Below are 3411 nucleotides of genomic sequence, written 5' to 3' on the forward strand. Positions count from 1 at the left end.
TCGTAATGCGCTCCCACAAGAATTGCTTTAGCGGCAATGCTCGTTCCTGGGCGTTCGGCAAAAATATTCACACCGTCAGAGAACTTTTCTAATTTAGGTTTCCAGCCTAATTTTGTGAGTTCAGTTGTGATATAAGTGCGAGTAAGCGATCGCTCTTTTGTTGTGTAGCGCTGAAAATTTAACTTTTGGACATGGGTTAACAGTCTGTCAGCAGACACTTGTAGGGCATTGTCAACTTCCTGTAACTCTGGCTGTGGTTGGGGTGTTTCCACTGGAATGCTTTGAACAATTTCTGGTGAGGGACGCTGTTCAAAAAATGTGCTACCTCTGCTACCCACCACAGCAACGGCCATCAGTACCAACAGCATCAGCCAAATCCATTTTTTCATGTAATATTATCCTTGGCTTCCAGACTTAGGGTAGCGCAAATCCCAAATTAGTCCATTTTTATTAAAAGGGAAAATTTTTAGTTAGCAAAGAAGCTATGCCTAATATGGGAAGCAATGTATAGAAGAAAACTAGACTCTAACTACACTAACAACCAGGGGAATTAACTATACAAAACTTAGGCTCACTCTTAGGCTCACTATTGTTCTGATCAATATTGGTTGGATTTTTACTCGGAGTAACTAAAACCCTGGTGATTGTTTCTTTGCGATCGCCATTGTCAAAACTTACTGTTGAGTCACTAACTACGCTATTTTCTGGACTAAATTTAGATAATTTATCTTTTATGCTTGATCGATCATTTCGTACTCCTGACTGTAACATTTTGACCAATATTTTAGTTGCTTCATACGCCATAGCAGTTCTATAGTTTACATCACCGTACCAGTACGTTTCTGCTTGCATAGCAAAAACATTTGCTTTAGGATCTGCTTTATAATCTGCGTTAAGCTGCTTAGGATGCCAGTCAACAGCAATAATCAAGCGATTATTGAGTTCTAATTCTGAAGATTTAAGCTGATTCAAGGTTTCCATAAGATAAAGTGAATTTCCACCCAAGATTAGCTGAGGAGCAAACTTATCCTTGATCACATCAAATACTCTAATAAACGAATTATTATTGTCCACTGTTTGACCATCAGGGAAAACAGCTAAAGCATCAGCTGTTTTCATTTCTTCTAAGTATTGACTCAAACTAAAGTTCGGTAAGGATAGACGATGATGAACAGTAATAATTCCGTTATCTTTTGAAAGCTTTTGAAACTGCTCATTTATAGAAATACTGTATTCTTCTTCGCTGTTGAAAAAAACAACAACCTTCGGTTTGGGTTTTCCACTTTTATCTAATAAGTAATTTACCAGTGACTCGGCTTCTACTTTCGTTGAAGAAACAGTGCGAAAAAACACTTTGTTGTTATCTCCACATTTTGAGCGGATACCAAACATAGTGCTACCTGGAGAAATTACAACAAGATTGCCTTCACTATAATGTGGTAGAGCAGAACAGGTACTACTAGAAGCGTAGTGTCCTACAACAGCAATAACATCTTTCCGGTTATTGGCGAGTTCATTTGCTATGTTCTTAGCTTGAGATTCATCGTTGCCATCATCAGCAATTAATACTTGTAAATTTAAATTTACTAATTTTGAATCTTTCGGCGGACTAACAGCTTGATCTTGTGCTTGAGCAACTCCATGTAGAATATGCATCGCAGGATGTTTTTTCATCGGAGCTGCAACAGCAATTGTGTAAAGAGTTGATTCTGGTAGATCAATATGATTCTGTCGTGCTTGAGCGTTGTTGCGAAATATCAGGATTTCGGGATCTTTTAGAACTAATAAAGCCGCTTTTTTTTCAATGTTATTATCAGAAGTATCATTACTATATTTCTCTACAACACTTTTAGCATCTTCTCGAATATGGTCAAATATTTCAACTGCTTGTTTATAGTTCTTGTTGCTTCTGAATACTTCCATTCCTAACGATTTCTGATCATAGTAATATTTTGCTTTCACTGATTTATGCTGTACAAGATAAAGCAGAGGTTTTTCATCAAGCAGAGTTTTTTCCCCAAAGCTAGTGAATTTTTCCACATTTGGAATAATAGTTGGTTGATAAAATAGTTTTAATATGTGTGGGTGATTGAACCAGAGAATTACTAACAGACTGATAATTGTTAACCCCGCCTGACGACTAAAGCGGTAGGGTCTGCGGAATAACAGAATCCTTAATGTTGTGGTAATCCTATTTAGCCATGATCTTCTGGGAGGTGGTTGAATATTAATAGGTCGAGAGGGTAAGGCTTGGCGTCTATTACGCATACTTTCAACTACCCGTCTAATTTCCCGCGCTACATCATTTAAAGAATCATCAATTGAACAGCCCTGACGGACAACAGGTCTCCCATCAGTCGGCAAAGCCTGAAGATTACTAAAAGTCTCATATCTCCAATCGCAGGAACGAAGAATAATAGGGATGACACAAACTTCACCGCGTCTGTGTCGTTCCAGTGCGAGGGACATCTCATTGTTATAACAATATCTTGAGGCAAGAAAACGTGCACTAACCAGTAGTAAGACAATATCTGCTGTGTTTAACCGATCTTCAATTTCATTTTGCCAGTTTGACCCAGGCTCAATCAGCCGATCATGCCAAATTGTAATAGAACCCGAATTGATAAGACCAGAAAGATGCTCGACCAATTCACGCCGCAGTTCTTCGTCCTGGCGCGAGTAACAACAAAATACATTAACTGACTCATCTACTACCCCAGAAAATGAGCGTGAATTCATTTTTAGTTCTAAATCTAATAGCGATTATTCTGGCAAGAACTGATTATACATTGAGATTCTTTACGTGGGAATTTTGAGTTTCATATAAAACAAAAATATTGAGCAAATTTAATATGGCTGAAGTACAAACCCCATACTTAGTTAAAATTGTTCTAAATAGCACTTAGAAATACTTAATAAGTGTTTACGAGGTGCTCTTATTTACTAATTTAGTTGGGTCTAGGGGAGGTATTATCCTCTGCTTATTCCAAACAGGTGTTTAAATTCTCTGTCCTATATAGTTTTTAGCTTATTCGTTTGGCATCTTGCTCAGTCAGCTTTTGGTAAACTCCCTGATTTAGTATAAATTATTTGTGCAAGAGTTTTTTCTAGATTGACCCTTATGACAGAACATTTATGTTGAGCCTTCTTGCAATGGTCTTAGCAAGATGTCCCAAAAATACTCAGCGGCTCCTTGTTGAGACAATAATTTTTTCACATTCTGTTGGCTTGCAAAGAAAGCCATTCCCAAAGGTTGCAGAAAAAGAGCATATCCATCATCAACTATAGACATGGATTCATTAATACTATTATCACTTCCTGAAGCATTCGAGGAATATGCAATGTCGCTTCTAAAAAGACGGCTACTTTCTCCTGTCCAAATTCGACATTCAGCAGCTTTCTTTCCTCTAA

At 37.7% G+C, this 3411-nt stretch carries 2 protein-coding genes and 1 pseudogene; all 3 read right to left on the reverse strand.

Annotation, left to right across the window (positions count from 1 at the left end; genetic code table 11):
• A pseudogene (locus ACWATR_RS38965) lies at window positions 1-389 on the reverse strand (peptidase M28); the annotation flags it as partial.
• A 145-nt stretch (window positions 390-534) separates the two neighbouring features.
• Window positions 535-2739: a TIR domain-containing protein gene (locus tag ACWATR_RS38970; protein ID WP_460345437.1), complete on the reverse strand. Its 2205-nt coding sequence runs from the start codon at window positions 2737-2739 to the stop codon at window positions 535-537.
• Window positions 2740-3133: 394 nt separating this feature from the next.
• On the reverse strand, window positions 3134-3411 hold a 278-nt coding region (locus tag ACWATR_RS38975), incomplete at its 5' end, for a hypothetical protein (RefSeq protein ID WP_460345440.1).

The organism is Nostoc sp. UIC 10890 (assembly GCF_054786515.1).

Excerpts from the sequence above, each read along its gene's own strand:
- ACWATR_RS38970 (WP_460345437.1), bottom strand. The coding sequence starts at position 2,739 with ATGAATTCACGCTCATTTTCTGGGGTAGTAGATGAGTCAGTTAATGTA.